At 57.0% G+C, this 26,292-nt stretch carries 21 protein-coding genes; 12 read left to right on the plus strand and 9 right to left on the minus strand.

Annotation, left to right across the window (positions count from 1 at the left end; all coding sequences use genetic code 11):
• The first annotated feature begins 567 nt into the window (after positions 1-567).
• From ACXAIC_RS11560 to ACXAIC_RS11580, 5 genes are all read left to right on the plus strand, one after another.
• Positions 568-1,107 carry a VPLPA-CTERM sorting domain-containing protein gene (locus ACXAIC_RS11560; RefSeq protein ID WP_475178322.1) on the plus strand — a complete coding sequence of 180 codons (540 nt, stop codon included), beginning with the start codon at positions 568-570 and terminating at the stop codon, positions 1,105-1,107.
• Between the two features lie 458 nt (positions 1,108-1,565).
• A complete protein-coding gene (locus tag ACXAIC_RS11565; RefSeq protein ID WP_475178326.1) occupies positions 1,566-2,234 on the plus strand; it encodes a polysaccharide deacetylase family protein in 669 nt (222 codons plus the stop codon).
• Positions 2,235-2,254: 20 nt separating this feature from the next.
• The gene (locus ACXAIC_RS11570) at positions 2,255-3,463 is read left to right on the plus strand and encodes a hypothetical protein (protein WP_475178330.1); all 1,209 of its coding nucleotides are present in this window, start codon (positions 2,255-2,257) and stop codon (positions 3,461-3,463) included.
• A complete protein-coding gene (locus ACXAIC_RS11575; protein ID WP_475178332.1) occupies positions 3,460-4,230 on the plus strand; it encodes a PHP domain-containing protein in 771 nt (256 codons plus the stop codon). Before ACXAIC_RS11570 ends, ACXAIC_RS11575 begins: the two co-directional genes overlap by 4 nt.
• 2 nt (positions 4,231-4,232) lie before the next feature.
• On the plus strand, positions 4,233-5,435 hold the full coding sequence (locus tag ACXAIC_RS11580) for a glycosyltransferase (protein ID WP_475178336.1): 1,203 nt from the start codon (positions 4,233-4,235) through the stop codon (positions 5,433-5,435).
• Between the two features lie 55 nt (positions 5,436-5,490).
• Here the strand turns inward: ACXAIC_RS11580 and ACXAIC_RS11585 are convergent, their stop codons facing one another.
• Positions 5,491-6,747, minus strand: a complete 1,257-nt coding sequence (locus ACXAIC_RS11585) for a glycosyltransferase family 4 protein (RefSeq protein WP_475178339.1) — start codon at positions 6,745-6,747, stop codon at positions 5,491-5,493.
• A gap of 294 nt (positions 6,748-7,041) precedes the next feature.
• On the opposite strand from ACXAIC_RS11585, the gene xrtD reads away from it, so the two are divergent.
• Positions 7,042-8,658, plus strand: a complete 1,617-nt coding sequence (xrtD, locus tag ACXAIC_RS11590) for a VPLPA-CTERM-specific exosortase XrtD (protein WP_475178344.1) — start codon at positions 7,042-7,044, stop codon at positions 8,656-8,658.
• 213 nt (positions 8,659-8,871) lie between these two features.
• On the plus strand, positions 8,872-10,215 hold the full coding sequence (locus ACXAIC_RS11595; protein ID WP_475178349.1) for a nucleotide sugar dehydrogenase: 1,344 nt from the start codon (positions 8,872-8,874) through the stop codon (positions 10,213-10,215).
• Positions 10,216-10,464: 249 nt separating this feature from the next.
• On the opposite strand, the gene ACXAIC_RS11600 is transcribed toward ACXAIC_RS11595, so the two are convergent.
• From ACXAIC_RS11600 to ACXAIC_RS11630, 7 genes are all read right to left on the minus strand, one after another.
• Complete coding sequence (locus ACXAIC_RS11600; protein ID WP_475178355.1) at positions 10,465-11,220, minus strand: ExeA family protein; 756 nt, start codon at positions 11,218-11,220, stop codon at positions 10,465-10,467.
• 498 nt (positions 11,221-11,718) lie between these two features.
• Positions 11,719-12,438: a VPLPA-CTERM sorting domain-containing protein gene (locus ACXAIC_RS11605; RefSeq protein ID WP_475178359.1), complete on the minus strand. Its 720-nt coding sequence runs from the start codon at positions 12,436-12,438 to the stop codon at positions 11,719-11,721.
• A gap of 507 nt (positions 12,439-12,945) precedes the next feature.
• On the minus strand, positions 12,946-13,776 hold the full coding sequence (locus tag ACXAIC_RS11610; protein WP_475178363.1) for a CpsD/CapB family tyrosine-protein kinase: 831 nt from the start codon (positions 13,774-13,776) through the stop codon (positions 12,946-12,948).
• Positions 13,777-13,812: 36 nt separating this feature from the next.
• The gene (locus tag ACXAIC_RS11615; protein WP_475178368.1) at positions 13,813-15,285 is read right to left on the minus strand and encodes a GumC family protein; all 1,473 of its coding nucleotides are present in this window, start codon (positions 15,283-15,285) and stop codon (positions 13,813-13,815) included.
• A 132-nt stretch (positions 15,286-15,417) separates the two neighbouring features.
• Complete coding sequence (locus ACXAIC_RS11620; protein WP_475178373.1) at positions 15,418-17,880, minus strand: tetratricopeptide repeat protein; 2,463 nt, start codon at positions 17,878-17,880, stop codon at positions 15,418-15,420.
• A gap of 315 nt (positions 17,881-18,195) precedes the next feature.
• The gene (locus tag ACXAIC_RS11625; RefSeq protein ID WP_475178379.1) at positions 18,196-18,399 is read right to left on the minus strand and encodes a hypothetical protein; all 204 of its coding nucleotides are present in this window, start codon (positions 18,397-18,399) and stop codon (positions 18,196-18,198) included.
• Between the two features lie 170 nt (positions 18,400-18,569).
• Positions 18,570-19,223 (minus strand): NADPH-dependent FMN reductase, encoded by a 654-nt coding sequence (locus ACXAIC_RS11630; protein WP_475178384.1) that lies wholly within the window; start codon positions 19,221-19,223, stop codon positions 18,570-18,572.
• Positions 19,224-19,653: 430 nt separating this feature from the next.
• On the opposite strand from ACXAIC_RS11630, the gene ACXAIC_RS11635 reads away from it, so the two are divergent.
• The 5 genes from ACXAIC_RS11635 (at position 19,654) to ACXAIC_RS11655 (ending at position 24,767) form a co-directional block, all read left to right on the plus strand.
• A complete protein-coding gene (locus tag ACXAIC_RS11635; RefSeq protein WP_475178390.1) occupies positions 19,654-20,907 on the plus strand; it encodes an ABC transporter substrate-binding protein in 1,254 nt (417 codons plus the stop codon).
• A gap of 66 nt (positions 20,908-20,973) precedes the next feature.
• Positions 20,974-21,888, plus strand: coding sequence for a carbohydrate ABC transporter permease (locus ACXAIC_RS11640; protein ID WP_475178394.1), 915 nt, complete (start codon positions 20,974-20,976; stop codon positions 21,886-21,888).
• A gap of 13 nt (positions 21,889-21,901) precedes the next feature.
• Complete coding sequence (locus tag ACXAIC_RS11645) at positions 21,902-22,741, plus strand: carbohydrate ABC transporter permease (protein ID WP_475178399.1); 840 nt, start codon at positions 21,902-21,904, stop codon at positions 22,739-22,741.
• Positions 22,738-23,772: a Gfo/Idh/MocA family protein gene (locus ACXAIC_RS11650; RefSeq protein WP_475178404.1), complete on the plus strand. Its 1,035-nt coding sequence runs from the start codon at positions 22,738-22,740 to the stop codon at positions 23,770-23,772. The genes ACXAIC_RS11645 and ACXAIC_RS11650 overlap by 4 nt, the downstream gene beginning before the upstream one ends.
• The gene (locus ACXAIC_RS11655; RefSeq protein WP_475178407.1) at positions 23,769-24,767 is read left to right on the plus strand and encodes an ABC transporter ATP-binding protein; all 999 of its coding nucleotides are present in this window, start codon (positions 23,769-23,771) and stop codon (positions 24,765-24,767) included. Before ACXAIC_RS11650 ends, ACXAIC_RS11655 begins: the two co-directional genes overlap by 4 nt.
• Positions 24,768-24,847: 80 nt before the next feature.
• Here ACXAIC_RS11655 and ACXAIC_RS11660 read toward each other — a convergent pair whose 3' ends face one another.
• Positions 24,848-26,281, minus strand: a complete 1,434-nt coding sequence (locus ACXAIC_RS11660) for an NAD(P)(+) transhydrogenase (Re/Si-specific) subunit beta (RefSeq protein ID WP_475178411.1) — start codon at positions 26,279-26,281, stop codon at positions 24,848-24,850.
• Between the last annotated feature and the right edge of the window lie 11 nt (positions 26,282-26,292).

A 26,292-nucleotide genomic window follows, 5' to 3' on the forward strand; every position in this document is an offset into this window, starting at 1 on the left:
TCATTAAGGGCCCTTAAATGTCCATTTAATTAAGCGGACACTTAACGCACCAAATCGAAAAGCGGCAGGTCGGGTTCAACGGACGCTCACCACGTAGGTCCTTTGTTTTTGGCTAAAAATCGGGTCTTCCACTGGTCTGATTACCTCCGGCTCACGGATATCAAGTTTTCCAATAGAAGTATAAGCTGGATTTATGCGTGTTGCACGGCCCCTTCGATTGAAAATATTGGCAAATTTCCTCCTGTGAACTGATGAGATCCAGCATGTTAATGATGTTCTGTTGAGTGTGCTAAATCGATATCTTAAGAATTACAGGAAGCTCATCTGTAATCATGAGTTAGAAATTGTTCTACCGTTAGGGTGATTTGATTTTTTTCAGGAAGAGCCGGGGTTTTTTGATTAAAAATGTATGAATTTCATTGACACAATTGGCGGTAATAGCCTAATGTCCCTCAGGTGGCGGTACTCCGCTGAACGTTTAACTATTTCAATTGAGTGAAAACAATGTTTGGAAAAGCTAAAGCTACAATGTTGGCGGCTGCGTTTGCAGTTTGCTCAGCGGGTGCTGTGAGCGCAGCTCCTGTTACCGTCGGTGCCGGCGGATTTGACAATGGATATGCGACGCAGATCACTTATGACGACGCAGCAGCCCGTGGTACGGCGGACGGCCGCGATAACGCGGCGAACGCCCTTGGGGCAACCGATGGAAGCTTCTTCGAAATCGGGTTCGGCAGCTATATCGAGCTTACTTTCGGCAAACTCTTCGACACGAGTGTCTCCGTCTTCGAGGTGACCTTCGATGACGTTGCTGGGTGGCCGGAGAGCGCTGACCTCTTTGTTGGCATCGGTGGCGTCTTCACCAAGGTGGCAGAGATCTCCAACCTTGATGCGGTTAGCGGGGTCGTCATCAGTCTTGGTGCGGGCCTGTTCGACACGATCAAGCTGGTCGATACAACCGATACATCCCTTCCAGTGTACGCTGGCAAGACCTTTGGTGGTTTCGACGTGGACTCCGTTCGCGTAACCCCGGTTCCGCTTCCGGCGGGCGCTCTGCTTCTGGTCACCGCGATCGGTGGTCTGGCTATGGTTCGCCGCAAGCAGGCTTAATCAAGCCTCCTTTCTGTATGATGATGATATCCCGCCCGCAGGCTGCCCTGCGGGCGGGATATTTTTTTGGACCTCCGGACAGGCTGGCAGGTGTTGAGATCCTGAACCGGCGGCCGGATCAAAAGGCCCCGGGCACGTTTTCAAAGAATAGGCGTGTGCACTGCCCTCATTCTTTTCTCTTTCAGGCAAGTATTGGGTTTTGAAGGGAGGGAAGAGTGGAAAACCGCTTTTGCGGGAAAAGCGGGGCTGGTCGTTTGGCTTGTTTTGTCTTGCTGGATCCGGCGGAGAAAGACGCCAAATATGCTGTAAAGCCGGGAGCTCGAGGTTTTATCGTTTGCGTGTACCGCTAGGACATGAAAATGTGCCCGGGACATATTGACCCCGCCGCCCGAACCATTGACGAGGCGATGGGATAGATTTGAGCGTGAACAAACGTTGCAATATTTAAGAGTTTCACCTTGGCAGATAGATTTCAGATCGTAAATTTTCACGGGATCGGAACGCCAAAGCGCCCGCTGGAGCCGGGTGAAGATCGCTATTGGATCAGCACTGACCAATATGCAGGGTTTCTGGACCAGATTGCGGCGGCTGGCGAACGGGTTCTGATTACTTTTGACGACGGCAACCTCTCCGACCTGGAAATCGGCGCCAAGGGCCTTGCGGCACGCGGCCTGACCGCCACGTTTTTTCCTCTGGCCGGGCGGCTTGAGGACACAGGTTCGCTTGGGCCGGACGATCTTTTGGAACTCTTGCATCTCGGTCACAAAGTCGGCTCTCATGGCCATGATCATGTGAGCTGGAGACAGATGGATGATGCAACAGCGCAGCGGGAGCTTGCCGAGGCCAAATCGCTGCTGGAGAGCCATATCGGGCGCAAGATCAGCGAAGCGGCAATCCCCTTCGGTCAGTACGGAAGATCCACTTTGCAGCGTCTAAAGGCAGCCGGGTTTAGCAGGGCCTATTCCAGTGACGGTGGCAGCTTCACGGGCATGCCTTTCCCCATTCCGCGCTGGTCTGTGCGTGCGGACACCTCGCAACAGGATCTTGCCGGCTTCCTTGCGGGAGACGAGCCGTTCGTCAGAACAGTCCGCCGGGCCCTGGCGAAAACCAAGAAACAGCTTTTTTAAAGATGGTATCCGGTTCAGACATGAGAACGGTTCTTATCGGCTTTGCGGACGCGCTGGCTGCGCCGGAGGTGTTTTTCAGCCTGCATCACAAGGGGATGAATGTCCGCGTTTTCCAGCGCAAGGGCGCCTTGGCACCGGTCGCCCGATTTCTGCCAGTTGGCGAGCCTCTCCTTGTCACCGCTCCGGAAGACGATTCCGGGAAAGCTGCAGCGGATCTTGCAGAGCATTTGCGCGCGCATCCGGAGATTGATGTGGTGCTGGCACTGGATGATACCGGGCTTTGGCTTGCCAATGAGGCCCTTGCGGGCTTGGGAGAAGGGGAGGCCAGGCCGGCGCTCGCAAATGCAACCGGGCCGCAAAAGGAAATCGCCCTGGACAAGGCCCGGCAGATCGCTGCGGCTGAGGCCGCGGGTCTTTCTGTGCCGCCAACACTTGTGGCTGAGACACGGGAAGACATTTTCCAGGCGACGATTTTTCCGGCAATCGTCAAGCCCGCCCGGGCGATTTCCCTCGACGCCTCTGGCACGCTGAAAAAGGGGGACGCCTTTTATCTTTTTGAGGCCAAGGACCTGGAGACGCTTCCGCCGGAAGACGCCATGACCTTTCCGATGCTGGTGCAGCCCTTGATCCATGGCGCGGGAGAAGGGATATTCGGCTTTGCAGGCGAGGGGGGCATCAGCCATTTGTTCGCTCACCGCCGGGTGCGCATGATGAACCCGCACGGCTCTGGAGCAAGTGCCTGCCGCTCGGTCGCTCCGGCCCCTGATCTGGTAGAAAAGGTCAAGACATTCGTTTCTTCTATCGGATGGCGGGGCCCCTTCATGGTGGAACTTCTGACGGATGATGACGGAACCGGATGGTTTATCGAGCTGAACGGGCGTCTGTGGGGATCAACAGCTCTGTCGCGCCGCAGTGGTCTGGACTACCCGGGCTGGGCCGTCGAGCAGGCTCTGGACCCCGATTTTGTCCCGAAGGATGTGCCGGTAGTAGAAGGCCATCAGCAGGTCCGCCACCTGGGGCGGGAGCTGTTGCACCTCTTGTTTGTGATCAAGGGGCCCAAAAGCAGGTTTCATGCGCAGCGGTGGCCAAATCTCCTGCGGTCCCTGTTCGGGGTGTTTGCCCTCCATGCCTTGTCCCGGTTTTACAACTATGATCCCGCCTTTCCCGGGTTCTTCCTGCGTGAGGCCCTGGCTACGGTGAAAAAAACAATCAGGAAGCGCAAAGGATGAACCGGTCCCTGTCCGTGGTGCTGCATGCCCACTCCACCTGGTCTTATGATGGCCGCTGGACCTTGGCTCAGATCGCGAAGTTTTTCGGCCGGCGCGGTGTCGATGTGGTCATGATGAGCGAACATGACACAGGCTTTGCACCAGACCGGTTTGCCGAGTTCCGAACTGCGTGCGTGCAGGCGTCCACGGAAAGATGCACCTTGATCCCGGGTATTGAATATTCTTGTCCCGACAATGACATTCATATTCTGACCTGGGGGCTTGATCACTTTCTTGCCGAGCACCGCCCGGTTCTGGAAACCCTTGAAAAGGTTCAGAAAGCCGGAGGGGTGGCGGTATTTGCTCATCCGATTCGCCGGGAGGCGTATCGGAAATTTCAGGACGCCTTCGTGCCCTATCTCGCCGGGATCGAAGTCTGGAACCGGAAGTCCGACGGAATTGCGCCCGGGGCAGAGGCAAAGAAACTCATCACCCAAACGGGTTTGCATGCCACGGTCGGCGTCGACTTCCATCATTTGCGCCACTACTGGCCGTTAACGCACCGGGCCGAAGTCGCCGGAGAAGATCTGGAGCGCGAACTGGTTGCGGAAATCCGCGCAGGCCGTTTGCAGCCAATGATCGCTTCGCAGCCGGTCCTGACGAAGAACGGTGAGGTTTCAACACCCGTGTCCGACCGTTTGGAGGCCCTGCGCAAGGGATTGAAACGGGTTAAGCCGGGATCGGGGGACGGTCCGGGACAACGCAGCCGGACAGGCGCGGACAGCTGACCATGGCAAAGGTGATCGTGCACATCTCCGGCGATTATCCGGATGCGGTTCAGCCTCGCAAAACCAGAGCGGTGAGCAGCCTCGTGGAGGCTGTGCATGACACATTTGACCAGCATGTTTATTCTATAAACCGCACATCCCCTTCCGGCAGGGAGTTGTTGAGCGGACTGATGCGCAATCCGGTTAAGCCCGGTTTTAAGGTGCGTCTGACAGAGGCGGACAACGGTGTGACCGCGGTTGAATATGACGGCCTGCCAGCGGGCCTGTTCATGCAGGGAACCTTGTCACAATTGGCGGACCGGATTGCGGATGACCTTGTCCGGCGTGGGATCAGGCCCGACCTTCTTCACGGGCACAAGCTTACGCTGGAAGGGTTGATTGCTGAGCGGGTCAGCCTGCGTTTCAAGTGCCCATTCGCTTTGTCGCTGCAGGTGAATACCGACAGAAAAATCCTGAAATTCCGTCCGGATCTGACGCCAGCCTACCGAAGGATCTATCACGGCGCAGCCGTCGTGTTTCCGTTTTCGGTGATGGGGCAGCGTGTGTGTGATGCGGTGCTTGGGCCTCGGGACAAACCGACCTGTCTTTTACCTTGCAGTTCGTCCCAGGACCGGATTCTTGCCCCGAAAGTGACCGCCCCCGTGCTGTCTTCGGTGTTTCATCTGAAAGACCAGAAAAACAAGAATGTTGCCGCCCTGGTGACGGCCAGCAAGGCGTTGCAGGACCGGCACAGGGATTATGCCTTCCATCTTTACGGCGGCGGAAGTCTTCAGGACGAATCCCGGATCGATCAGTTGGCCGCACAGGCAGAGGCTACGTCTTTCGTGCGTAAGGGCCCGATCGCCCATGAAAACGTGCAGGACATGCTCAATGGCATGTGCGGCTTTGCCATGGTCTCAAAGCGGGAAACTTTCGGCATGGTGTTTCTTGAGGCGATTCTGGCAGGGTGTCCGGTTGTCTATCCCAAAGACTGGGCCATTGATGGCTTCTTTGACGGTGCTTCCTTTGCCTTGGCAGCCCCCTCCGATGATGTGCCGGCCATTGAAGCAGCCATGGAAAAACTCATCACGGACCAGGAGCGCCTGAAAGGAGACCTGGCCGAGTGGCAGCAGACCGGCCAGCTTGCCAGGTTTCAGCGCAGCAATGTGATTGCAGCCTATGAGACTGCCGTTCGAAAGGTCCTGTCCGGGGAGCAAAGCACCTGATCCGAAGGGAGTCTGGGGCTTCGGCTCCACGCCGACAGCAATCCGGTTTCCTGCCTCAGGAAGCCCGCACCGGCCCGCTCATGTCCGTGACTTCGCGCGGGTGGAACACGGTCTGATAGGCGTCCAGAAGCGACTGTTTTTCAATGTCCCAATGGAACTCCCGCTGCGCTCTGTCGGAGGCATAGTGCGCCATTTTTTCCCGGCGTTCTGGATCGGCGAGCAAGTCCATCATGCCCCGGGCGAGACCTTCTGCGGTCCGGTCTTTCACCACATGCGCCGCGTCGCCCGCGTCGATCCTGGCCTGTTCGAGGTCGAATTGAACAAAGGGCAGGCCGAGCGCCATATATTCGAACACCTTGTTCATTGACAGCTTGTCGTTGCACACATTGGGCGGATCGGGAATCACACCGATATCGCAGGCGGACAGCTTTTCCAGAAGGGGAGGGCCTGACACATAGCCAGTGAACTCCACATGGTCTGTCAGCTGCAGCTCCACTGAGAGCGCGCGCAGACGGTCGTAATCGGGGCCATCCCCGATGATGATGCAGCCGATATCATCTCTGCCTTCCACATTGACGATATGGTCCATAGCCCTGACGAGGTATTCCACCCCGTCCTGTTCAGCCATGATGCCGACATATCCGGCCAGGAACTTGCGGCCCCGTTTGGCATTTTCATCTGGCGCGGTCCGTTTGAAGCGGGCAATGTCGGGAAAGCTTCTGACCACCCAGACATTCTCAGGTGCCATTTTGCCGGTCGTGACCGCCCGGCCCTTTAGGGTTTCGTTCGTGGCCAGGCTGACATCGGCAAGGCGGAAGGTGCAGCGTTCGAAGAAGGTCAGGAGGCGGTGGAAGAAGCCCTTTTTGCCGAATTTGACCTCATAAAGTTCCGGGTTGATGTCATGCTGGTCGAACACGAATTTCTTGCCGAAGAGCAGTTTGTGAAAGAGCGCGACCAGAAAGATCAGATCCGGTGGATTGCAGGCATGGATCACATCGAAGCCATGGCGCCTCAGAACCCGGATGGACAGCCGCATCTCGTGGAAAAGGGCGGCTGAATATTCTGCCAGATAGCCGAGCGCACCGGTGGCTTCCAGCGGCAGGCTGTGACGGTAGATGTGAATGCCGTCCAGAGTTTCCTCAGAGAGAGTGTGCTTCTTCCCTTTTGGGCAGATGACAGAGACCTCATACCCGGCTTCACGCAGCGCGCTGGCCTCCTGCCAGACCCGGCGGTCAAAGGGAACCGGGAGGTTCTCGACGATGATCAGTACTTTTCCGGGCGCAGGGCGCGGCATGATCTCTGTTTCACCCAACAATCCAACTCCTCAATGTGCAAATCAAAAATCAAATTGTGTTTCCTATAGGGCGCTGGCGTCCGAAGCGTCAAATGCGGTGGCCCCAATTTCAAATCACATTCAATATTAAGCTTAATTCTTCAATTGTTTTATTAAAATTTGAAGCGACGATACGTCCTCACCAAGAATTTAAGTACAAATGAGGCCCGGATTTGGGTATGAAGAGGGCATGGAGCGTCTGATGATAATTGCGCTCTGGCTTTCTCTTTGCTGAATAACTTGTCTTTTGAAACGCTTTTGGACGGAATTTCCATGACGGCCGATGTTCGAAACGATACTCCCGGAATGCCGAAGGAATTTTTCTCCTTCTCCATGCGGGCGATCCCCTGGATCCTGGTGGCGTCGCTCGGAGCCGTCGCGTTTTTCTGGGACGGGCTGATTTCGCTGGGCGTGGCCTGGGCGCGGCCGGAATACAGCTACGGGCCGCTTGTGCCGCTGATTACCGGCTACATGACCCTGCTGGAAATTCACCGGCATCCGGTCAAACCGGATCACGGCAGCCGGATCGTCGGCCTTCTTGTGTTCGCACTGGCGCTGCTGGTTGGACTGATCGGCAATCTGGTCGAGATCCCGGACATCATCACCTATGGGTTTATTCTGTATATCGGTGCGCTGATTCTCCTGCTTGCCGGCACCCGGGAAGGGGTCCGGTTCTGGCCGGGCTGGCTGCATCTGATCTTCATGCTGCCATTGCCGCAATTCATTTATCTGAACGTTTCCACCTATCTTCAGGCGGTCTCTGCGGAGCTGGGCGTTGCAGTGATCCAGTTCGTGAACATCCCGGTTCTGCTGGATGGAACGGTTATCGATCTGGGCGAATACAAGCTTCTGGTTGCAGAAGCCTGCAGCGGGCTGCGCTATCTCTTTCCGCTGTTCAGTTTTGGCTGGCTGATGGCCATTCTCTATAACGGCCCGAACTGGCACCGGGTCGTGATCTTCCTGGCGACGATTCCCATCACGATCCTGATGAACAGCTTCAGGATCGGCATGATCGGCGTGCTGGTGAATCAGTACGGGATCGCGCAGGCGGAAGGCTTCCTGCATTTTTTCGAGGGCTGGGTGATTTTCATTTCCTGCACACTGCTGCTCTATGTGCTGGCCTGGTTCCTGTCACGTTTCTTCCTGTTTGGGCGGCCGCGTCCGGCTTATGTGATCGGTATGGATTTTGAGGGGCTGCTGGGGCCGTTGAAGAAACTTCCAGCCATGCGGGCCGGTCGGGCCTTCATTGCTGCGGCGGTGGTTAGTGTGGTGGCTGGTGCTTTGTGGCAGGTGACCCCGACACCGGTTCCGCCCGCGATCAACCGTATTCCTCTCGGGGTTTTTCCGCTTCAGGTCAGTGACTGGCAAGGGCGTTCGACGATCCTGGACCGCAACATCGAGCGGGTGCTCGGCGCCGATGAATATTTGCTGGCGGATTACACAAATGGCAAAGATAGCATCAATCTGCTGATGACATTCTACAAATCCCAGACCCAGGGGTCGGGGATCCATTCTCCGGAAATCTGTCTGCCCGGCGGCGGCTGGGAGGTCTCCAACTGGGAACAGAAGCCGGTGACGATCGAGACCGGTGCAGGCCCGAAGACCATCACCGTGAACCGGGCGGTCATCCAGCAGGGTCTGAACCGGCAGCTGGTTTATTTCTGGTTTGAACAGCGTGGCCGCCAGATCACCAACGACTTTGAGGCAAAATTCGTGTCCATGTGGGACACGTTCACCGAAGGCAGATCCGACGGCGGCCTCGTGCGGGTGGTCACTCCCATTGGCCAGACAGAGGATGTGGCCCGGGCGGATGACAGGCTTCAAGGGTTCCTTGAAGAGATCGTGCCGCAACTGCCGAGCTATTTTCCAGACATGGGTGCAGATGCTTAAGGCCTGTTCATGCATAGGCCGTCTCGCTTCTGCTCTTTGCCATGAGGGTCACTGATGCAGACCGGTCAGCTGCCGCGTCGTGGCTGCTTCTGATTTGACGCTTTACGTCAAATCGGGATAGGTCTGCCTCTCGAGCCTTTTTCCAGACCCTTACGGTGTATCTGAGGTGTCCAGCAGCGCCTCGGGAGCTGACCGTTTTACGGACATTTGATCATGACATCTGACAGTGCGAAAAGCCGCCAACTTCTGAAGTTGATTGACGGCAAGGCTGCCCGTGTCGGGGTGATCGGGCTGGGATATGTCGGTCTGCCCCTGGCTGTGACAGCCGCCTTGCGCGGCTTTCAGGTTACAGGGTTCGATATTGATGCCAGCAAGGTGACCCGGCTTGAGGCACGCCGCAGCTATATTGGCGCCGTGACGGATGCTATGCTCGAGGAGGTCACACAAGCCGGACGGGTAAGTTGGACTGCGGATTTTGCAGGACTGGCGGCCATGGATGTGATTGTCATCTGTGTGCCGACCCCGTTGACCCGACACCGGGAGCCGGACCTTTCTTTTGTCGAAAAGACCGCCCGTGAGATCGCCCGGTATTTGCGGGAGAAAGTTCTGGTGGTTCTGGAATCGACCACCTTTCCCGGAACGACCGACGAGGTGCTGACGCCGATCCTGACAGCCAGCGGGCGGCAGGTGGACCAGGACTTCTGGGTGGCGTTTAGTCCCGAGCGGGAGGATCCGGGCAACGCGACCTATCGCACCCAGTCCATCCCCAAGATTGTTGGGGCGGATACTGAAAGTGCCCGGGTCCTGGCGGCCGCCTTCTATGGGCAGATTGTTGACCAGGTGGTGCCCGTCGCCTCAACGCGAACGGCTGAAGCGGTCAAAATTACGGAGAATATCTTCCGTTCTGTGAACATCGCGCTCGTGAATGAGCTCAAGGTGATCTATGACGCCATGGGAATTGATGTCTGGGACGTGATCGACGGCGCAGCCACGAAGCCGTTCGGCTTCATGCCCTTCTACCCGGGGCCAGGTCTCGGCGGACATTGTATTCCGATCGATCCTTTTTACCTCACCTGGAAAGCTCGCGAATTTGGACATTCAACCCGTTTCATCGAGCTGGCCGGGGAAATCAATGTCACCATGCCACACTACGTCATAGGCAAATTGCGTGAGGTTCTGGACCGGCAGTGCGGCAAGGGCCTGTCAAGGTCCCGCATTCTGCTGGTGGGGATCAGTTACAAGAAAAATGTGCCTGACATGCGGGAGAGCCCGTCCGTCGTACTGATGGATATGATGCTGAAAAGCGGGGCCCGGGTGGACTTTCTAGACCCCCATATCGGTGCCATCCCTCCCATGCGGGAATTTGCACATCTGAAGGACCGCGAGGCGGTTAGCCTTGAGAGCCTCAAAGCGCAAGACTATGATGCGGTTTTGATTTCAACGGATCACGATGCGCTGGATTATAAGAGGCTGCTGGGCCTTGGATTGCCGGTGATTGACACCAGAAACGCGATTGCGTCGCGAGGCCTGCCAACGGAGCTGGTGACCAAGGCCTGAAGCAATCTCGATTGATAGAACCCGATTTGATGGTTCTTTCCAAAGGCAGGCAAGGGGCGTTGTGACGGACGGTCTGATATCATTCAAACAGCGCAGCGCCGTCTGGCATGTTGGAACACGCCAGCATAGGCCGGTTTTCGAGATCAGATGGGTTTCTATTCATTGAGAGTGGTGTCCGGCCGTGGCCGAGTGGAAAGAGCCCGTCAAAAAGGCGGCATGCTTTAACGCATCCCGCCCCCGGCTATGTGTCTATTGCTGTGGCAGTGCCATGTCGGGCTGAACAGCGAACACGCCAAAACGCCGCTTGTCATCAAGAACGCGCTTGACGATGTCCGGTGTGATTTCATCAGCTTCCGTTGCGAACCCGTAGAGAAGGGCAGTGTCGCACAAGGTGTTGATCAGACGGGGGGTGCCCTGGGTTGCATAATAGATCAGGTCACAGGCCCCGGGCGTGAACAGGGACCTTGTTGCACCGGCGACCTTGAGCCGGTGGGCGATATAGCCCGCGACTTCCTGCTGTTCAAGAAAGGACAGGTGAAAGTCGGAGGTCACCCGCTGCACGAACTGGCGGAGATTGGGGGCTGCGAGCAGGGTTTTCAGCTCCGGCTGGCCGCTTAACACGATCTGCAGCAGCTCCCGGTCATGGGTGTTGATGTTGGACAGCATCCGCAGCTCTTCCAGCGTCTCAGAGCCGAGATTCTGGGCTTCGTCCACGATCAGGACGGTCCGACGTCCCGCATCATATTGCGAAATAAGGAAGTCCTTGAACTGCTTGAACAGTTTGACATGGGAGTCCGTTTCAAAGTCCTGATCAAAGGCCATCAGGACCCATTGCAGCAATTCGCCGCTTCCGCCTGTGTTGGACAGCAGCCCCACACAGATATCTCCCGGGAGCTTGCCGAGCAAATGCTGGATCAAGGTTGTCTTGCCAGCACCGACCTCACCGGTAATCACCGTGAAGCCCGCATGATTGACGATACCGTATTCAAGCATGGCGAAGGCCATGCTGTGCGGGCCGGCCCAATATATGAACCGGGGATCAGGTACTAGTGCAAACGGCTTCGTCAAGAGACCGTAATACGGCTCATACATCAGCGACCCCGAAGAGCGAGAGTTTCCAATTTTCGAATCTTGTTGCATCGGCTTTCACCGGCAAAACCACACCAATTCGAATTCTCTATTTTGACTGTAATTTTACCGTTTCATCTAGTGTTTCAAATCGCAAGTTTACGCTCTATTATCAAGGAAATACTCTTAAAAGGGTAAATCCTGAGATATGTCTCTTACCGGACATTTCAAGACGCTAAGACATCCAGGGCAGGAAGGTGCCTAAGGCTTCAATCGAAACTTGCGCCTCTCGTTTTAGGCTGAAAGGCAGCTGCAGAGAAGCAAATAAATCACTATCCGTGCGACAAAAATTTACGCGTGTATTCAACATCGAACATGGAAAATCCGCGAAAAAATCGCGGATCTTTTTAAGGTTGTTCAGACACCCGCACAGGGTCAGGCTTTTTTGCGCCGGTTCACGACATAAAGCCCGGCGAGACCGCAGGTCAGCAGCAATCCGGCAGCTGGAAGCGGGACCGGGGTCACGCTGACAAGGTTCTGGCTATACTTTTTCTTCCACTTTTTCTTGCCCCAGCCGGACTTGTATCCGAGGGACTCATAGTAGGTGAAATTGTAGGCTTGGGTGATGGCGCCGCCCAGATTGCCGAGGAAGGCGTTCGCCAGATCGCTGGCCGCACTGGACGCACGCGCGTAAAAATTGCCATCGGTCACATCAAATGTGCCGGACTTTTCGTAGATGACTTCCCAAAGCGCCAGTTGGAAGCCCGCGGACTGAGCGTCGTTGCTAAGGTCCAGCGTCGAATAACTGGTCTCGAAAAGGTTCTCGACATTCGCCTTTTGGACATCCGTCAGGCCGTAGCTGTTGGAAAACGGATCATCGGTCGTCTTGTAAGGGCTCGGGAGGGACAGGTTATGGGTAATATCCAGGCACCAGGCAATCAAGTCATTGACACCGTCGGAGAGCCGGAAGCCACCTGCATCCACACGTGCGCTTTCAAATGGATACGATTTGTTGCGGATCTTGACGGATTGACTGCCGCCTCCGTCGAAAACGTCCCATTTGTTCTGTTTCGACAATGTTACCGGCGAGGCAACTGCAAACCCAGCGCTCATGGCAAGCAATGCCGCGCCGGTGATCAAACTGGTGAATTTCATACTCGAGTTCTACCTTTTTAGAATGTTCACACTTAATTAAAATTTAGAAAAGTCCTAGCATTTGTGACGGTAAGTTACAAGCATATTCCTTGGTTTCTGCAGGGGCTGCCTTATGGTTTCTCTGCAGGTGGTAAATGCAAAAGAGGTAGGGAAGGCGGAGTTCTCAGGGACTGGGCCCTCGAGAAATGTGGTTGCGTCAATAGTGCAAAAGAAAAGAACCGGTAAACACTGGAGGCAGCGCTTGTTGGGCAGGTTCTTTGGAAAAAAATCCTGAAATGATTACAAAGAGTTCTCGAAAAACGAGTGGAGCGTGTGCGGCGCAGCCTGAACGCGTTCGGGCCGTGTCGGTAAAGCCGCCATGTCTGGCGGCTTACTGCCTGGCTGATGTAGAACAGCCATGTCACTGCAGAAACGCTTGTGGCCACTGCGGCGCGCGTCAGGGCGTTAACGCTCTCTTTCATCTTCAAAGCAGAGGCCGCACAGAAGCACCGCTTGAGCGCTGGGTCCCTAGTAGTAATATGCCTCGGATTTCACATCGTCGCACTTGTTGAGGACAATTCCGAGCAATTTGTCGAGTTCGCTGATCTGCAGTTCACATTCGTCGACTTCCGTTGTTGTGGTTGTGCCGGAAGCAACCACAAGCAAGGACGTGTCGATGCGCGGCAGAAATCCGAGCGCATCGTCGCTGTTGCGCATGGGGGGCAGGTCGAACAGGACAATGTCTGGAGACATGGCTTCGATGAACTCGAACAGCTCCAGCATTTTCGGCGCTTGAAGCAGTTCGGACGAAGCGGGGGTATGACCGCTGTTCAGGCCGAGAATGAGGTTCGGATCGGCCTGGACAAAACAGTCTTTTGCCTCCGCTTTGCCAAGCAGGAACTGGGCAACGGACCGGTCCGGTTCGATCTTCAGGGTCGGCGCGATTGAGGGACGCTTCAGGTCCAGATCCACAGCAATCGTCTTCAATCCCGGGTTCCGTGCAAGGCTGAAGGCAAGATTGAGGGTTACCATTGTCTTGCCGCAGCCCGGGGTCGGAGAGGTGATGGCCAGCGATTTCCAGTCATTGTCAGCCATCGCCTTGCGCACCCGTGTGCGCAACAGGTTGAAGGCGATGTGGTTGGGATCGTCCATGGATTTCGAAACGATCCGCTTTTTCTCGAGATGTTTCGGATCAATCTCGACCTGGCGAAGCACAGGCTCTTCGTCTTCTTCCGAAGAAACCGTGTCTTTAAAAGTCTGTTTCACGGTCCGGTTTGGCACTGAGGCAATCGGCGTCACAGTATCGGTGCTGTCGTCCGCAACGCCAGCCTTTTTCAGTGCACTCTTGATGTGTTCCAACTCATCTTCTCCGAAAATAAACGTCCGGGACCGTCATTAAGGCAGCAAGGAACTCGGCACAAAAGCCTGAATTTTTTGCAATAGCTGCTCGCCGAGAATATCCAATGGTGTGACGAACAGATGAACGGCTGCCAGTCCTGCGACAATAACAGATAATACTACGAGAATTGTTAAACTCCGCCGGGCAACCCGGCGCATTCTTTCCTGCCGTGTGGTGACGTAAGGAATAACGGCGATTGGACGCAGCTTGAGGCGGCGTTCCAGATCATTTGCTGTGCGGATGCTGTTGTCCAGAAATTCCAGGATGAACACCAGAGCGATGCCTATTGCCACAGCCCCGCCACCGCCAGCAGCAACAATCTGGATCCGGTTCGGCGCTGCCGGAGATTCCGGAATGGTGGCCTGTTCCAGAACCTCAAAGCGCTCGGCCTGACGGTCCTGCTCCAGGCGCTCACCGATCTGGGCGTCTGTGAGCTTTGCTTTGGTTTGGCTGTATTCTTTGCGCAGGTTGTCGTAATCCCGCTCCATGGCCGACATTTCCACTTCGGTGGAGGGGGTCCTGGCAATGGATTGCTGCACCAGTCCTGCCTGTCTTTCAAGCTCAGTCTTTTGGGCCTTGAGCAGCTTCAGCCGGGTTGCAGGGTCAGTTGAAAACCCTTCCTGGGCCATTTGGGATTTCAGCGCGGCAATGCCGATTTCCGCCTGGGTGATCTGCCTGTCCAGATCTTCAAGAGTTTTTTGGGAGACAAACCCCTTTTTCACCAGCGGCGCAAGGCGCTCGCGCCGGTCGACAATGGCCTGGTAACTGAGTTCCTTGGACTGCAGGCTGAAGCCAAGTTGCTGGGCCTTGGCATCGCCCAGCCCGCCAGTGCCATCATCTGACTGCTCGGCGACGAGCAGCTGCTGATTGACAAGTTCCAGCTTGGTGTTGAGCGAAGACAGCTGCTCCCGGCGGAAATTGAGCGTTTCCGGCAAAGTTGCCTCATTGTCCCGCTTGAAGGCAGCAATTTTCTGTTCCATCGACAACAGCTCGTTGTCCAGATCCCGCAATTGTGCTTCGAAGAACTCACTGGTTTCAGCCGCACGGCTGATCCGCGATTCAAGGTTCTGCGACAAGATTGACGTGACCAGTTCGTTGGCAACGCGGGCCGACATGGTTGCGTTGGAATATCTGAACGATACGTCAAAGCCGACAACCTGGGTGTTGCGGCGGGAGCGGGAGACGCTGATCTGCTGGATCTTGATGTCCCTGCGCATGTTGGCGACAAGCGCGGTGGGCGACGGAGTGCCCTTTTCTGTGCGGTAAAGCGAGAACTTGTCGGCGATGCTCAGCAAATTGTCGCGGGCCATCAGCCTCTGCTCAATCACTTTCAGCCGCTCGCGCGGATCTGCTGTCACTGTTGCGGCAGCAAGTTCATTCGGAATGCGCTGGGATTCGATCAGGATTGTTGCTTTTGCCACATAGCTGCGCGGCAAAGAGTAAGCAACAACCACAGCAACCGCGGACACAAGGACGGCTGGCACCAGAAAAAAGGCGTAGCGTCGCTTTACGATTGACCAAATTGCACCGAGGTTAAAGCCTTGTTCCATCGATCCAAACCATTACGAAAGAGCTATTGGATGCCGCAGATGGGCACGATATTAATTTGCTTGTGTGACTTCATTCTTACTTTTCAGCTCGTCCAACTTCATATTGGCTTGCTGAATGTCCTTATCCGTCATGACGGTCTTAAGGTCCAGCGCCTTTTCAAGCGCTGTGATTGCCTGGGTTTTCTGGCCCAGTGCGGCAAGGGTCATCCCGTAGTGGAATTGGGCAAGCCCCATCTTGTCCAGTTCCTGTGAGGCTGTACGCAGCAGGGGGAGAGCCGAGGAATATTCGCCGCGCAGGTAATAGATCCACCCAAGTGTATCGAGATATTGGGGAACTTGCGAGGTCCGGAACCGCTGGGCGATTTCGAAGGCCCGCTCCAAAGACGCAGGGTCCCCCCGGCGTTCGGACAACAGGCTGGCCAGATCGTTTGCGACAATCGTGGATTCGGGGTCTTCCGCAAACATGGCCTCATATTCCTGAATGGCTTCATCGAACCGTTCTTGATGTTGAAGCACGGAGGTCAGCATCAACCGCAGAGCCGTGTCGGTGCCGTCTTTTTTTAGCCCGGCGCGAATGGCTTTTTCCGCTTGATCCGTCTGGTCCAGGGCCATGTGAAATTGGGCCAGCGAGGTGTCACCGACGACGCTGTCCTTGTCAGCCGCGGCGTCTTCGAACGCCCCTTGCGCCTCTTCGACAAGATTTTGCGACAGATAGACAGATCCCAGAAGAACCTGAGCAAGGGTGTTTTTCGGGTCGTTCTGCAACAGCGTTTTCAAGTGGGAGATGGCCGCGTCCTGACGCCCGGCCTGAACATAGGCCCGGATCAGGTCCGGCAGGAGCTCCTGATCGTCATCCGCCTCTGCTGTCGATTTTTCAAGAAGCTTGAGGCTTTCCGAATATTTTTGAAGACCGGAGAGGGCTGCGGCGGAGATCTTGTCAGCCACCTCACCATTCGCGGTGCCGGTCTTGTCAACATCCTTGATCTGTCTGAGGATGCTGGCAAGTTCCTGAGCGCCAGCCCAGTCCTTTTGAGCCAGTTTTTGCTGGGCAAGAAGGGCGATCACCTGGCCGTTTGTCGGGTTTTCAGACCGAACGGCTTCCAGAACCCGTTCCGCCTGATCCGCCTTGCCGTGGCGCAGCAGGAACTGGGCCATAGGCAGCCCGGTTTCCGGTGAGTTCCTATCCAGAGCCATGGCCTTGGCATATTGCTCTTCCGCCAGGACGGAGGAGCCGTCCCGCTCATAGGCGCTGGCAAGCATGGTGCGCAGGCGGGCGTCTTCCGGGGATTCGTTCAATGCCACCAGGATGTCATCGACGGCCTGGGCATTCTCGTTCCGGGAGATCCTGATGGAGGCGCGCAGACGCAGCGCTTCGACATTCTTGGCGTCGTCCTTGAGAACGTCTTCGATCAACACTTCTGCTTGCGCAACCTCATCGGTCTGACCGAGCATGGTGGCCAGAATGATGCGGGCGCGGTTCTTTATATCCCTGTCGCTTGTGCTGTCGACAATCGAACGCATCAGGGAAATGGCGTCATCCTTGTGGTCCGACTGAAACAGCAGACGGGTGAGGGCGGATTGCAGCGGAAAAGCGTCGAGATCCGCGTCTTCGCGCGTCTTGATCATGCGCTCCAGCTCGGATTGCGCGGCGTCCGGGCCGCGCTGCTGGTTTACAAAGGCGACAAGAGCGAGCTGGGCGTCGTTGTTGTCCGGGTTGTTCTCGGCAAATTGGCGGATGACCCCTTCGGCTTCCCGGGTCTGCCCCTTGCTCATGTACCATCGGGACCAGGCCTGCGGGAATTGCGGAGCGTCGGGGAAGAGGGTCACGAGCCTGCCGAACAGCTTTTCAATGCCGTCCTGATCATTCAGCGCTTCCAGAACAGACAGGTGCAGGACTTGAAGACCAATGTTCTTTTCTCCGCTTTTCGGCGCCTGAAGAATGTAGTCGAGGGCGCTTTGGGGGTCTTTGGCAGCCATGCGGGAAGACGCGAGAACGATCACCGCTTCCGTTGACTCCGGATCCTTCTCAAAGGCCTGCTTTCCCAGCTGCTCCGCCTTGTCCAGATCGCCGGATCGCAAGTCATAGGTGGCCCTGGCGATCAGGTAGTCCGGGGTTTCAGGGTCGATTTCAGCAGCCTGATCCAGGAGCGTTTTGGCCTGATCCAACTGGTTCCCTGTCATGAGCAGATAAGCAAGCTTGAGGCGTGCGGGCTGATGCTGAAGGTCCCGCTCCGTGACTGCCGTGAAGACCCGGAAAGCTGCCTGAACGTCGCCCTGCTTTTCCTGGATTTCACCGAAGGCATAAAGAGCATCAACATGGTCGGGCTTGAGTTTTACCGCGTTGCGGAATTCAAGGCTCGCCTTCACGAGATCGCCTTGTTCCACGAGTTCGAGGCCGCGTTCGTAATGGGCCTGGGCTCTTTCTTCAGAGGAGCTGCAACCAGCAAGGATCGAAATACCCAAAAACAATACTAAAGAGGCGACTGCCTGACTGAACCGAGGCGTCGAGTTCATAAAATCAGCTCCTGCGAAATTCCGTATCATAACTGCTGCGAAAATAGGGACTTGGCCGCAAAATTTCGAGTAAACAAAACGTAAAAATTTACTTAAGGTTAAATCACATGATGTGGACCATGGCAATGCTGCGGTGCACAAACACGGTTTGTGTCCGCAATTTTTCAAATCTTAGATGCTTTTTCTTTGTGCGCAACCTCTTTACCGGCAAAGACCGTCTGTTTGCGCTACCCTCGGAAAGGCAAAGCAAGGCAAGGCAGGGCAGGGAAGCACTGGCCCGCTGCTGCACACGCTGTCTGAGAGGGGTGCGCAGGGTCAGGAAGGACGCGTTTTTTGAACAATCACAAGTGCAGTCATCACGGACAGGGTGAGGGGCCAGAGCAGGGCCGCCGTGAAGGCGGTTGCCAGTGGTGCCGTCCGGTTCCTGCCGGTTTCCGCCAGCTCCATGGCGCTGAGCGTGAAAAACGCAAATGCCGGAGCGAAATAGAGAAAAAAGCCAAGGGCGATCAAAAAGAACATGTCAGAACCAAAATGCCGGTACAGGAAGCCACAAAATCTAGGCATGTCTGTCAGGTTATAGTTAATAATTGTTTACCTGTGATTTGAGTAAATCATTGAAGTGCATTGGCGTCAATATACGACTAATCCGATATTTAACTTAGCGGCATTAAAGGGTTGTCAGGCATTCTTTATCTGGGTGCATTCCGCTCCGCCGGAGATGTGAGGAACGCGGGGGTTGCTCTGGTGTTACCGCAGCTGCGCTGCCGTTTGGCGGCTTCTGCCCACCATAGGAGCTGCTGAAAGGCTCTGTCCAGATAACCGTCCCACCGTTCGGGATCCGCGTCTGAGCGACAGGCGCCAGTGTCTTCAAAGACGTCCTGTGCCATGGGAACGTGGATCATGGCGGAAACGGGCAGGCAGCCCAGCTCGGACAGAAAGCTGCGCATGGAAACGGCGGCACGGGTGCCGCCCCATTGGCCTGCTGAATAGGTCACGATCACGCTCGGCTTGAAGGAAAACAGCGAGCTGCCGAAGTGATTCAGCAAGTGGGCGAGGGCCGGGGACATGGAATGATTGTATTCCGGGCTCACCATCACATATCCGTCTGCGTCCTGGATGCCGTCGGCCAGCTGGGTCAGTTGGGCGGGAGCCTGTCCGGCTGCATAGGAAAAATGCGGCTTGAAGGGAGAGGGCAGGTCTATGGACAGGGGATCCACAAGTTCTGCTTCGGCATTCAGGGTGTGCAGTCTCCTCGTGCAGGCTGCCGCGACCCGGGCGCCGAGCCGGGCGGGCCGGGGAGGCGTGCTGTCTCTGTCGGACCCCAAAAACACCAGAAACCGCATTCTCGCACTCCCTTGCCCTGAAACCTTGAGAATTGTTTGTACCGCCCTCCAGGTGGAAAGCAATGGCGCCTTAGGCGAGGGGGCCGGCGCACCGGGTGGCTGGGCTCTCAATTGATAATACCTTTGCAATGCCTTTGAGCCGTTTGCTCGGCAGAATTCAGCATATTCCTCAGGAAATCGCAGGCTATTCTGGTTAGCAGAACCTTGAGATTTGCGAATCGAAACTTTGCCGTCGACAAATGGTATTAGATAGGTATTATGTTTTGAGGCGAACGGGGACTGCGCCTGCAAGTCCGGAGACTCTACCGAAAAGTCAGGAGAACTGGCGGGTGTAGAGGGGGAGAAGGCGGTGCAGTGCCAAAGCGGGGCCAACCCGCCGGGCGGCGTCAATCAATGAACGGTAATACCGGTTGAGACAGGGAACAGCGCTATGAAATTGAAGTTATTCTCCTTGGCAATGATCAGCACGGCACTGGTGACAGGCCATGCCTATGCCGAAGATGTCACCTTGACGATTGAAAGCTGGCGGAACGACGATCTGGCCTTGTGGCAGGACAAGATCATCCCGGCCTTCGAAGCCTCTCATCCGGGCATCAAATTGACCTTTTCGCCGACAGCGCCGACCGAATATAACGCCGCGCTGAACTCCAAGCTGGAGGCAGGCTCTGCCGGAGACCTGATCACCTGCCGCCCGTTCGACGCCTCCCTGGCGCTGTTTGATGCTGGCCATCTCGCCAATCTCGACGATATGGAGGCGATGACCAATTTTTCCGATGTGGCCAAGGCAGCCTGGCAGACCGATGACGGGTCGGCCAGCTTCTGTGTGCCCATGGCTGCGGTGATCCATGGCTTCATCTACAACAAGGATGCGTTCAAGGAGCTCGGGGTCGAGGTTCCGCAGACCGAAGAGGAGTTCTTCGCGGTTCTTGAAAAGTTCAAAGAAGATGGCAGCTACATCCCCATGGCTATGGGCACCAACGACCAGTGGGAAGCGGCCACCATGGGCTACAACAATATCGGCCCGAACTACTGGAAAGGCGAAGAAGGGCGCCAGGCTCTGATCAAGGGGGAACAGAAACTCACGGACGAGGCTTGGGTTGCCCCCTATGCGACGCTGGCCAAATGGGCGCAGTATCTGGGCGACGGCTATGAAGCCCAGACCTATCCGGACAGCCAGAACCTCTTCACCCTTGGCCGTGCGGCCATCTATCCGGCAGGCAGCTGGGAGATTGCAGGCTTCAACGCCCAGGCCGATTTTGAAATGGGCGCGTTCAAACCGCCGGTCCGCAAGGCAGGGGACACCTGCTACATTTCCGACCACACCGATATCGGCATTGGCATGAACACGGCGACGGACCACCCCGAAGCTGCAAAAGCCTTCCTGGCCTGGGTGGCCTCTCCGGAATTTGCGTCGATCTTCGGCAATGCGCTGCCCGGCTTCTTCCCGCTGTCCAAGGCCCCGGTCGAACTGGACGATCCGCTGGCCAAGGAGTTTGCCAGCTGGCGCAGCGAGTGTGAAAGCACCATCCGTTCCACCTATCAGATCCTGTCCCGCGGAACCCCGAACCTTGAAAACGAGACCTGGGGCGCATCCGCCGCCGCCATCAAGGGCACGGAAACCCCTGAGGCGCTTGGCAAGAAGCTGCAGGACGGCCTTGCAAGCTGGTACAAGCCGCAACAGTAACCAGCCTTTTTGACGCGTCCGGACAGGGCTTGCCCTGTCCGGGCACTGTGACCGGAGCGTCTTCGGATGAGCAAGCCTCGTTTCCGCTGGCACATCGCCGTGTTTCTGGCCCCTGCCGTGCTGGTCTATACGGCCGTGATGATCTTCCCGCTGTTCAACACGCTGCGTCTGGCCCTTTTCAGCAGGATCGAGCAGGAGCGGGTGTTTGTCGGCCTGCAGAATTTCATGACCCTGTTCGGGGACCCGCTCTGGGCAGACCAGTTCTGGAACGCGCTCGGCAACAATTTCTGGTTTTTCCTGATCCACATGCTGGTGCAGAACCCGATCGGTATCGCGCTAGCCGCTCTGCTCAGCCATCCAAGACTGCGCTTTGCCGCCTTTTACCGCTCGGCCATCTTCATCCCGACGATCCTGTCCTTTGTGATTGTCGGCTTCGCCTGGAAACTGATTCTGTCACCGATCTGGGGGATCGCACCGTCCATGCTGGACGCGGTCGGGCTGAGGTCATTGTTTGCGCCCTGGCTCGGCAAGGAGGCCTATGCGCTGACGACCCTGTCGCTGATTTCCGTCTGGCAGTTTGTCGGCATTCCGATGATGCTGATCTATGCGGCGCTGCTGTCCATTCCGGATGAGATCCTGGAAGCAGGCGAGATTGACGGCATCACGGGCCTGTCCGCGTTCTGGAAAATCAAGCTGCCCCTGATCCTGCCCTCCATCGGCATCATCTCGATCCTGACCTTTGTCGGCAATTTCAACGCCTTTGACCTGATCTACACCACCCAGGGGGCGCTGGCCGGACCGGATTTCTCAACTGATATTCTGGGGACCTTCCTCTACCGAACCTTTTTCGGCTTTCAGCTGCAGCTGGGCGACCCGCATATGGGCTCGGCCATTGCCAGCGCCATGTTCGCGATCATCCTGATCGGTGTGTGCATCTATCTCTTCGGCATCCAGACCCGGCTGCGCCGGTATCAGCTTTGAGAGGAGGGGAGATATGAACAAGGCCAGATCACACCCGCTCAACAGCCTTGCCATGCATGGCGCACTGATCCTCTATACGCTGATTGCCCTGTTTCCGGTCTTTGTGATCCTGATCAACAGCTTCAAGACCCGAAAGGCAATCTTCCGTGAACCGCTGAGCCTGCCGGATACAGAGAGTTTTTCCCTGATCGGCTATCAGACGGTGCTGAAGCAGGGGGACTTTTTCCTTTATTTCCAGAACTCCATGATTGTCACCGTGGTTTCGCTGGCCCTGATCCTGCTATTTGGCGCCATGGCCGCCTTTGCGCTCAGCGAATACCGGTTCCGGGGCAACCTGCTGATGGGGCTCTATCTGGCGCTCGGTATCATGATCCCGATCCGGATCGGCACGGTGGCCATTCTGGACATGATGGTCGCCACCGGCCTTGTGAACACGCTGACCGCCCTGATCCTGGTCTATACGGCCCAGGGGTTGCCGCTTGCCGTCTTTATCCTGAGCGAGTTCATGCGTCAGGTGTCGGATGATCTGAAAAACGCCGGCCGGATTGACGGCCTGTCCGAATATACGATCTTCTTCCGTCTGGTGCTGCCGCTGGTGCGTCCGGCCATGGCTACGGTCGCCGTCTTCAACATGATCCCGATCTGGAATGATCTCTGGTTTCCGCTCATTCTGGCCCCGGCTGAGGAAACCAAGACGCTGACCCTTGGCAGCCAGGTGTTTATCGGTCAGTTCGTGACCAACTGGAACGCCGTTCTGTCCGCGCTCAGCATGGCCATTTTGCCGGTACTGGTGCTCTATGTGATATTCTCGCGCCAGCTGATCCGCGGCATCACCTCCGGAGCTGTCAAATGACCCGCGTTCTGGTGGCCGGTCTCGGCAATATGGGCCTGTCCCACGCCCTGGCCCACCACAGGCACTCAGGCAGCGAGATCGTTGCCCTGGTCAACCGGTCGGGAAAGGTGGACCATCCGGAGCTGAGCGCCTATCCGGCCTATGACAGCTTTGAGGCGGCCCTTGCTGCGGCAAAGCCGGATCTGGTGGTGATCGCCACCTATTCGGACACGCACGCCAGTTATGCGGTGGCAGCCATGGAGGCCGGGGCCCATGTCTTTGTCGAAAAGCCGCTGGCAACCACAGTGGCAGACGCTGAAAGGGTGGCCGAGTGTGCGCTCAGGACCGGCCGGAAACTCGTGGTTGGTTATATTCTGCGCCACCATCCGTCCTGGCAGCGCCTGATCACGGAAGCCCGGGCGCTGGGCGGGCCTTATGTGTTCCGCATGAATCTCAACCAGCAGAGCTCCGGTGCGGAATGGGACACCCACAAGGCCCTGATGCAGACGACCGCACCGATTGTCGATTGCGGTGTTCACTATGTGGATGTCTGGTGCCAGATCACCGACGCGGTTCCGGTCAAGGTCCATGGCATGGGGCTGCGGCTTTCCGGGGAAATTGCCCCGGACATGTATAATTACGGCCAGTTCCAGGTGGTGTTCGACGACGGCTCAGTGGGCTGGTACGAGGCCGGCTGGGGCCCGATGATGTCCGAAACAGCCTTTTTCGTCAAAGATGTGGTCTCGCCCGCCGGGTCCGTCTCCATTGTGGAGGGCAACAAAGGGGGCTCGGCGGATGTGGACGGCCACACCAAAGTGGGGGGGCTGCTGGTGCACCGCCTGGACGGGGACACCCGCATTGATTTGCCGGACGAACCCGGCCACCAGGACCTGTGCGATGCGGAGCAGGCCTATATGCTGCACGCAATACGCAAAAATCTCGATCTGACCCGTCACATGCAGGACGCGGTCCGGTCTCTGGCCATTTGTCTTGCCGCCGATGAGAGCGTGCGCACCGGCAAGCCCGTTTTCCTGAAGGAGCCGACGCCATGACGGCGCTTACCTTGCAAACTGTCAACAAGTCCTTCGGGGATGTTCACGTGCTCAAAGATGTCACGCTTGAGGTGGAGGACGGCGAATTCGTCGTTTTTGTCGGCCCCTCCGGCTGTGGCAAATCCACCCTCCTCAGGGTGATTGCCGGGCTGGAGGATGTGACCTCGGGCGATATTCATATCGGCGGGGAGCATGTGAACCTGACACCGCCCTCCAAACGCGGCATTGCCATGGTGTTTCAAAGCTATGCGCTCTATCCGCATTTGACTGTGCGCGGCAACATGTCCCTGGCCCTGAAACAGGAGCGGCAGCGCCGGGAGGTGATTGAGCAGCGCATCGCGGAAGCCACCCGCATGCTCAATCTGGAAGCCTATCTGGACCGGTACCCGTCCGAGCTGTCAGGTGGCCAGCGCCAGCGGGTCGCCATTGGCCGGGCCATCGTGCGCCATCCCAAGCTGTTTCTGTTTGACGAGCCGCTCTCCAATCTGGATGCGGCCCTGCGTATGAATACGCGGCTTGAGATTGCCAATCTGCACCGTCAGCTCGACGCCTCCATGATCTATGTGACCCATGACCAGTCCGAAGCCATGACGCTGGCCGACAAGATCGTGGTTCTGCGGGAGGGCCGGGTGGAGCAGACCGGAAGTCCGATGGAACTCTACAACAATCCGGTCAACAAGTTTGTGGCGGGCTTTCTTGGCTCACCTGCCATGAATTTCCTGCCTGCCGGTTTGCTTCGCGAAGGCGACACCCGCACGCTGGGGATCCGCCCGGAAGATCTGTCCCTGTCTAAGGACGGGGCTTTGAAAGCGACGGTTCAGCATGTGGAGCAGCTCGGCGGTGACACCAATGTGATTGCCACGGTTAAGGACCACCAGATCACCGCCCGGCTGTTCGGCCAGCATGCCATTGCCCCAGGCAGCGATCTCGGCCTCGCGATTTCAGACGGTAAATCCTATTATTTCGACGCTGACGGGCAGCGATTGAGCCCGTAGGGACGCTCTTGCCGGATACCAAAATAAAAAGCCGCGCGGCGTCCCGGCGCGGCTTTTTTGTGTTTTGAGGCTCCGGGCGATCACGCGATCATGGTGAGCAGCTTGTCCAGGCTTGATTTGGCGTCGCCGTAATACATGCGGGTGTTCTCCTTGTAGAACAGCGGGTTTTCGATTCCGGAATAGCCGGTGCCCTGACCGCGTTTGGAGACGAAGACCTGCTTGGCTTTCCAGACCTCCAAAACCGGCATGCCGGCAATCGGGGAGTTTGGGTCTTCCTGCGCGGCCGGATTGACGATGTCGTTGGAGCCGATCACGATGGCCACATCGGTTTCGGGAAAGTCCTCATTGATTTCGTCCATCTCCAGCACGATGTCATACGGCACCTTGGCTTCCGCCAGCAGCACGTTCATGTGGCCGGGCAGACGGCCTGCAACCGGGTGGATGGCGAAGCGCACGGTCTTGCCCTTGGCGCGCAGGCGCTTGGTCAGTTCGCTGACCGCTTGCTGGGCCTGGGCCACAGCCATGCCGTAACCGGGCACGATGATGACGCTGTCCGCATCTTCCAGCGCGGCGGCGACCCCGTCGCCATCAATGGCGATCTGTTCGCCGTCCACTTCCATGGCCGGGCCGGTCGTGTTGCCGAAGCCGCCCAGAATGACGGAGATAAACGAACGGTTCATGGCCTTGCACATGATGTAGCTGAGGATGGCCCCGGAGGAGCCGACCAGGGCGCCCACCACGATCAGGAGGTCATTGCCCAGCGAAAAGCCGATGGCCGCTGCTGCCCAGCCCGAATAGCTGTTCAGCATGGAGACGACGACCGGCATATCCGCCCCGCCAATACCCATGATCAGGTGATAGCCGATGAAGAAGGCCAGTAGCGTCATCAGGATCAGCGTCCAGATCCCGGCCCCGTTCAGGAACAGGATCAGGAGCAGAACCGAGAGGCCGGCAGCCCCGGCATTGAGTGCATGGCCGCCCGGGAGTTTTTCCGCCTTGGACGTGATCTTGCCCGCAAGCTTCCCGAAAGCCACGACGGAACCGGTGAAGGTAACGGCGCCGATAAAGACGCCGAGAAAAACCTCGACCTTCAAGATTGCCTGTTCGGTGGCCGTCTTTTTGGCAAGCAGGGCTGCAAAGCCCTGAAGCGCCTTGCGTTCTTCCTCGCCCATGGCCAGAACCCGGCCCAGTTCGAGATAGGCATTGAAGCCGACAAAGACAGCAGCAAGCCCCACAAGCGAGTGCATGGCCGCGACCAGCTGAGGCATTTCGGTCATCTGCACACGCTGCGCAACGAAATAGCCGATGATGCCACCGCCTGCGATCAGGATCAGGGACAGGAACCAGAGGCCCGAGCCGGGGCCGATCAGAGTCGCGGCGACCGCCAGGGCCATGCCCGTAATGCCGTACCAGACGGCACGCTTGGCGCTTTCCTCACCGGACAGACCGCCAAGAGAGAGAATGAACAGGACAGCCGCAACCACATAGACGGCAATGGTGAAACCGAATTCCATAGGCCGGGCTC

It is taken from the genome of Roseibium sp. AWQ4_254 (assembly GCF_056161025.1).